Here is a 6210-nt window from a genome sequence, read left to right as displayed (position 1 = left end):
CGAACTCGTGGAAAAAGAGACGGCCGATCCACGCGAGCCGAACCGGCTGTATGTCGCGTGGCATGGCGACCGGGACGGCCGCGCGCTGCAATGGTGGCTCGAGCAATTGCGCGAGCCGCGGCTCGCGCAGCGCCTGCTCGACGGCATCGACGTGGCTGGCTGACACGGCGCCGCAAAAAGCAGGGCAATCGAACCGGCCGCCCAAACACGTTCGAAGATTTCGAACATGTTCGTCGCGCCCGTCGTACGGCAGGGCAGGCCGCCGCGCGCATCCTGTGTTCACGGTCAACTCACCGGTTCACAGGAGAACATCATGCAACGCTTCGAAGGAAAGACGGTCCTCGTCACGGGCGGTAACAGCGGCATCGGCCTGGCGGCCGCCAAGGCATTCGCGGCAGAAGGCGCACGCGTCATCATCACCGGGCGCGATGCGCAGACGCTCGAGGCCGCACGGCAAACGCTCGGCGCCGACGCGCTGGCGATCCGCAACGAGGCCGGCAGCGTCGCGTCGGCCCGCGCGCTGGCCGATGCGATCGCGTCGGCGGGGGCGCGGCTCGACGCCGTGTTCATCAACGCGGGCGTCGCGAAACTCGCGCCGTTCGCCGACAGCGACGAGGCCATGTGGGATCTCGTGTTCAACACCAACGTGAAGGGCGCGTATTTCCAGATCCAGTCGCTGGTGCCGCTGCTGAACCGCGGCGCGTCGATCGTGATCAACGGTTCGATCAACGCGCACATCGGGATGCCGGGCTCGTCGGTGTACGCGGCGAGCAAGGCGGCCGTCAATTCGTTCGCGAAGACGCTGTCGGCGGAACTGCTGCCGCACGGCGTGCGCGTGAACGTCGTGAGCCCCGGGCCCGTGCAGACGCCGCTCTACGGCAAGCTCGGGTTCGATGCCGCAACGCTCGACGAGACGGCCGAGAAGATCAAGGGCCTCGTGCCGGTCGGCCGGTTCGGCACGCCGGATGAGATCGCGTCGACGGTGCTGCACCTCAGCGCGGCGGAATCCGCGTTCATCGTCGGCGCGGAGATCATCGCGTCGGGCGGGATGGGGTTGCTCTGATCCGGTCGTCACACCGGCGGGGGCCGCAACCGCCCGGCGCAATGCCGGGCGGGCGGTTCCCGCGATCCGCTTTGCCGCGCCGCCAGCGCTGAGCGACGGCAGACCCCAGCAGGTCGTGCTCCCCGGAAAGGCCATGACGAAGGCAGGGGTTACTAGACGACTGGTCTAATCCGGGGCTATCATCCGTTCCCATGAATGCGACGACGTCCGCGGCGCATGCATCGAAGACGCGAAAATGCCATCTGAATGCCATTCCGCGCTGCGATGCTGATGGTGCAGCGAGACGCCGTCGTTTTATTTCGAATGGTTCTAGACGACTGGTCTAATAGGCGCATGCCGCATTCGGAGTCGCGGGTCGCACGTTGACGCGTCATAGCTGACTAACCGACAGGCGTGCCGCGCCGACCGGCCGGGTTGTCCGGTGGTGCGGCCCCGTTCCCCTCATCCATTTTCGAAGGAGTGTCCGATCATGAAGATTCTGGTTGTCCTGACCTCGCACGACACGCTCGGCGACACCGGCAAGAAGACCGGCTTCTGGCTCGAGGAACTGGCCGCGCCGTACTACACGTTCAAGGATGCGGGCGTCGAGCTGACGCTCGCGTCGCCGAAGGGCGGCCAGCCGCCGCTCGACCCGAAAAGCAGTGATCCGACGGCCCAGACCGACGCGACGCGTCGTTTCGACGCCGATCCGGCGGCCAAGGCCGAGCTCGCGTCGACGCGCAAGCTGGCCGACGTGTCCGTGGACGACTACGACGCCGTGTTCTACCCGGGCGGCCATGGCCCGCTGTGGGATCTGGCCGAGGATCTGCATTCGATCGGCCTGATCGAGCGCGCGCTGGCGGCCGGCAAGCCGGTCGCGGCCGTGTGCCACGCGCCGGGCGTGCTGCGTCACGTGAAGAACCCGCAGACCGGTGAATCGGTCGTGCGCGGCAAGCGTGCGACGGGCTTCACCAACAGCGAGGAAGCGGCCGTCGAACTGACGGAAGTCGTGCCGTTCCTCGTCGAGGACATGCTGAAGACCAACGGCGCGCAATTCGAGCGCAGCGCCGACTGGGCGCCGCATGTCGTCACCGACGGGCTGCTGATCACGGGGCAGAACCCCGCGTCGTCGGAGCCTGCCGCCGAGGCGCTGCTCGCGCAGCTCGGCCACCGTTGAGTCGATGGCGCCGGCCCGGCCGGCGCCGCACCGTATCCGTCGCCGGGCGCTGGCCGCCCGGCGACGGCCCGAATCGTTCCGTCGTGCACACCGCACGACGCGTTTCCAGTCGTTTTGCAGAACCAAGCAAAGGAGCCGTGGATGTCTGCCCTGTTCGAACCGTTCAAACTCAAGGATGTCACGCTGCGCAACCGCATCGCGGTGCCGCCGATGTGCCAGTACGTCGCCGAGGACGGCGTCGTCAACGATTGGCATCACGTGCATCTGGCCGGCATCGCGCGTGGCGGCGCGGGCCTCGTGATCGCCGAGGCGACGGCCGTGTCGCCGGAAGGGCGCATCACGCCGGGCTGCGCGGGGCTGTGGAACGATGCGCAGGCCGAAGCATTCGCACCGTCGGTCGCGGCGATCAAGGCGGCCGGCGCGGTGCCCGGCATTCAGATCGCCCACGCGGGCCGCAAGGCGAGCGCGAACCGCCCGTGGGAAGGCGACGACCATATCGCCGACGGCGATCCGCGCGGCTGGCAGACCATCGCGCCGTCGGCCGTGCCGTTCGGCGCGCATCTGCCGAAGACGCCGCGTGCGATGACGCGCGACGACATCGCACGCGTGCAGGCCGACTTCGTCGCGTCGGCGAAGCGCGCGCGCGACCTGGGCTTCGAATGGCTCGAACTGCACTTCGCGCACGGCTATCTCGGCCAGAGCTTCTTCTCGGTGCATGCGAACCAGCGTGACGACGAATACGGCGGCTCGGCCGAGAACCGCGGCCGTTTCCTCGTCGAAACGCTGGCGGCCGTGCGCAAGGTGTGGCCGGAGCATCTGCCGCTGACCGCGCGTTTCGGCGTGATCGAATACGACGGCCGCGACGAAGAGACGCTCGCCGAATCGATCGCGCTCACGCAGCGGCTGAAGCAGGAAGGGCTCGACATGCTGAGCGTGTCGGTCGGTTTCTCGACGCCCGACGCGCAGATTCCGTGGGGCCCGGCGTTCCTCGCGCCGATCGCCGAGCGCGTGCGCCGCGAGGCCGGGCTGCCGGTGTCGTCCGCGTGGGGGATCGACACGCCTCAACTCGCGAACCGCGTGGTGGCGGAAGAGCAGCTCGATCTCGTGATGGTCGGCCGCGCGCATCTGGCCGACCCGCACTGGCCGTACTACGCGGCCAAGCAGCTCGGCGTCGAGCGTCCGTCGTGGACGCTGCCGGCACCGTACGCGCACTGGCTCGAGCGCTACCGGACCGCCGACAAGGTGGCCTGAGCGGGCGGGGTGCCGGGGCGGTGCGCATGACATGCGCCGCCGATCCGGCGCCGATGGATAGAATGGCGGTTCGCGCAGGCCGGTTGCCTGCACGAACCGCCATTTTTTCATTTCGACAGAGGTGCCATGGGCGCACATGTCCCGTCGTCTCCCGATCCTGCCGCGCGGCCGCGTACGCAGCAGGTCTCCCGCGCCGTGCTGTATGCGGCGCTGCTGGTGATCGCGCTGTGGGTGATCCGCGATTTCATTCCCGCCATCGCCTGGGCCTGCGTGATCGCCATCGCGATGTGGCCGATGCTCAAGCGCTTCGAATCGCACCGGCTGTTCCGCAATCGCCCGACGCTCATCGCGGTCGTCATCACGGCGGCGATCTCGTTGCTGGTCGTGCTGCCGGTGGCCGTCGCGGCAACCCAGGCGATCGGGCAGGCGCATGACCTGCGCGAGTGGCTGCGCACGATCCAGGACAACGGCATTCCGGTGCCGGACGTGGTCGGCCGGCTGCCTTACGGCGCGGTGCAGATCACCGAATGGTGGCAGGCCAACCTCGGTCATCCGCTGCATGCGGCCAGCGCGATGCACGGCGTCAACAGCGAGAAATTCCTCGCGTTCGGCCGGCAGTTCGGCACGAAGCTCGCGCACGCGTTGCTCGAATTCGGCTTCATGCTCGTCACGCTGTTCGTGATCCTGCGCGCCGGCCACAAGCTGTCGGGCGCGTTGCTGCAGGGCGCACGGCGCGCGTTCGGACGCAGCGGCGCGGAGCTGATCGAGCGGATGGTCGCGGCCGTGTTCGGCACGGTGACGGGGCTGGTCGTGGTCGGGCTGGGCGAGGGCGCGCTGCTCGGCATCGCGTATGCGCTGGCCGGCGTCCCGCATGCGGCGCTGCTCGGCCTCGTCACGGCGATCGCCGCGATGCTGCCGTTCTGCGCGCCGGTCGTGTTCTGCGGCGCGGCGCTCTGGCTGTTCGTGCAGGGCGCGACCATGTGGGCGATCGTGGTGGCCGTGCTCGGGTTCGTCGTCGTGTTCGTGGCCGAGCACTTCGTGCGGCCGGTGCTGATCGGCAGTTCCGCACGGCTGCCGTTCCTGCTCGTGCTGTTCGGCATCCTCGGCGGCGCCGAGACGTTCGGCCTGATCGGTCTGTTCGTCGGCCCCGCGCTGATGACGGTGCTGACGATGCTGTGGGCCGAATGGATTGCATGACGAGGCGGGCGGAGGCGGCATGACGGGGTCGTACGGATGCGCGTTCAAGCGCGTATCGGCTGCCGCGACGGGCGACGATCCGGCTTGTGCCGAGGCATGCAATGCAAGGATTCGGATAAAGATCTCTATATTTCTTTTCGATCCGGACCCAAAGGTCTAGTAGCATGGCGCTTTCGATCACGCCGGCATGGCGCAGCAGATTTCACCAAGCATGCGATTGATTACGATGTCCCGTCCCGCAGCGACGCTGTCCCTGGCCGCCGGCTGCCTGATGTTGCACGGTTGCGCGTGGTTCGACTCGTGGCTGCCGTTTTCGTATTCGCGCACGCCGCTCGCGAGGGCCGCGTCACGGCATGGCGCGACGCGCGCCGATGTCGTCCGCGCCGGCGGCAATCCGCGCAGCGTATGGATGGTCCGCAACGGCAGCGGCGTCTGCTACAACTACTTCATCGAGCACGGCAACGATCACCGCGAATATTTCGTCGTGTTCGACAAGGCCGGCGTCGTCACGCAACGCGGCTTCGATTCCTGCATGGACGCCGACCGCAAGGGCACGCTCCAGACGGGCAAGGCCGCGTCGCGCTAGCGCGGCGGCCGTGCCCGTTCGTCGTCACGCGATCGTGTCGACCACGCCGCCGTCCACCCGCAATGCGGCGCCCGTCGTCGCCGAAGCGAGCGGCGAGCACACGTAGACGACCAGGTTCGCGACTTCCTCGGGCGTCGCGGGCCGCTGGATGATCGAGCTCGAGCGGTGGTTGCGCACGAAATCCACGGCCACGTCCTCGACGCTGCGGCCGGTTTCGTCGGCCGTTTCCTTCAGCAGCGCCCGCACGCCGTCCGACATCGTCGGCCCCGGCAGCACCGAATTGACCGTCACGTTCGTGCCGGCCGCGAGCTTCGCGAGGCCGCGTGCGATCGACAGCTGCGCGGTTTTCGTGAAGCCGTAATGAATCATGTCGACCGGGATGTTCAGGCCGGATTCCGACGAAATGAACACGATGCGACCGGCATTGCGTTCGATCATCCCCTTCAGGTAATGCCGTGCGAGACGCACGCCGGACATCACGTTGGTCTGGAAATAGTGGTCCCATTCGGCGTCGTCGATGTCGAAGAACGCCTTCAGGCCATAGATGCCCGCGTTGTTGACGAGGATGTCGGCCGCGGGCGTGTGCTGCGTGATGCGGGCAACGCCGGCGGCATCGGACAGGTCGGCCGCGATGCCGTCGAAGCCCGCGTCCGGGACGGCGGCGCGCAGGTGCGCGAGCGCGGACTGCACGGATGCGTCGCTGCGGCCGTTGACGACGACGCGCGCGCCGGCGCGCGCGCGCCCTTCGGCGATCGCGAGCCCGCTGCCGGCGTGGGCGGCGGTGACAACCGCGGTCTTGCCTTTACGCTCTATATGCATGTGCGTGACGGGAGCGGCATGCACGTGATCCGCCGCGGGTTCCGCCGCGGCAGGGATTCACATGTTAGGCTCAACGGCGCGTTCCGGCGTCGCCGCCGGCACCCGGTGGTCAAGCCGCGCACCGGCGGAGCGCCGCCC

Annotated in this window: 6 protein-coding genes and 1 pseudogene; 6 read left to right on the top strand and 1 reads right to left on the bottom strand. The window is 68.2% G+C overall.

Annotated features, from left to right (window positions below):
- The 6 genes and pseudogenes from G3N93_RS41805 to G3N93_RS32000 all read left to right on the top strand — a co-directional run.
- Positions 1–163: pseudogene (locus G3N93_RS41805) on the top strand (LysR family transcriptional regulator); the annotation flags it as partial.
- A 150-nt stretch (positions 164–313) separates the two neighbouring features.
- The gene (locus G3N93_RS32020; protein ID WP_174946098.1) at positions 314–1063 is read left to right on the top strand and encodes an SDR family oxidoreductase; all 750 of its coding nucleotides are present in this window, start codon (positions 314–316) and stop codon (positions 1061–1063) included.
- A gap of 469 nt (positions 1064–1532) precedes the next feature.
- The gene (locus G3N93_RS32015) at positions 1533–2219 is read left to right on the top strand and encodes a type 1 glutamine amidotransferase domain-containing protein (protein WP_174935480.1); all 687 of its coding nucleotides are present in this window, start codon (positions 1533–1535) and stop codon (positions 2217–2219) included.
- A 141-nt stretch (positions 2220–2360) separates the two neighbouring features.
- Entirely contained in the window at positions 2361–3470 is a 1110-nt protein-coding gene (locus G3N93_RS32010; protein ID WP_011355338.1) for an NADH:flavin oxidoreductase/NADH oxidase, read from the top strand.
- Between the two features lie 126 nt (positions 3471–3596).
- Positions 3597–4667 (top strand): AI-2E family transporter, encoded by a 1071-nt coding sequence (locus G3N93_RS32005; protein ID WP_206134757.1) that lies wholly within the window; start codon positions 3597–3599, stop codon positions 4665–4667.
- Positions 4668–4878: 211 nt separating this feature from the next.
- Positions 4879–5253: a hypothetical protein gene (locus G3N93_RS32000; RefSeq protein WP_174946094.1), complete on the top strand. Its 375-nt coding sequence runs from the start codon at positions 4879–4881 to the stop codon at positions 5251–5253.
- A 24-nt stretch (positions 5254–5277) separates the two neighbouring features.
- Here G3N93_RS32000 and G3N93_RS31995 read toward each other — a convergent pair whose 3' ends face one another.
- Positions 5278–6072 (bottom strand): SDR family NAD(P)-dependent oxidoreductase, encoded by a 795-nt coding sequence (locus tag G3N93_RS31995; protein ID WP_206134756.1) that lies wholly within the window; start codon positions 6070–6072, stop codon positions 5278–5280.
- Positions 6073–6210: the final 138 nt, after the last annotated feature.

This window comes from Burkholderia sp. Se-20378 (assembly GCF_017104665.1).
Taxonomy (GTDB): domain Bacteria; phylum Pseudomonadota; class Gammaproteobacteria; order Burkholderiales; family Burkholderiaceae; genus Burkholderia; species Burkholderia lata.
The sequence above is the reverse complement of the archived record's forward strand: the minus strand, read 5'-3'. Positions and strand labels throughout refer to the sequence as shown.